Below are 266 nucleotides of genomic sequence, written 5' to 3' on the forward strand. Positions count from 1 at the left end.
CCCTTGACGCCTTCGGAAAGACAACGACTGGTGCAAGAGATCGCGGATGACGTTCTCGGGCTGGGTCCCCTTCAGCGTTTCCTTGACGACAAGGACGTCACAGAGATCATGGTTACCGGCTCGGACAAGGTGTATGTGGAGATTGCCGGCAAGCTCCATCTGACCAATGTCCGCTTCACTTCCGAAGAACACTTGCGCAGGATCATCGAGCGGATCGTTTCCAAGGTGGGTCGTCGCATCGACGAATCTTCTCCGCTCGTCGATGC

General features: G+C 56.4%; 1 protein-coding gene. It reads left to right on the forward strand.

Features of this window, described 5'->3' with window-relative positions:
• The coding region (locus ACR9ZK_RS22210; RefSeq protein WP_481344108.1) for an ATPase, T2SS/T4P/T4SS family at nucleotides 1–266 on the forward strand (266 nt) is incomplete at both ends.

The sequence above is a fragment of the Monashia sp. HAY1-5C genome (genome assembly GCF_056755255.1).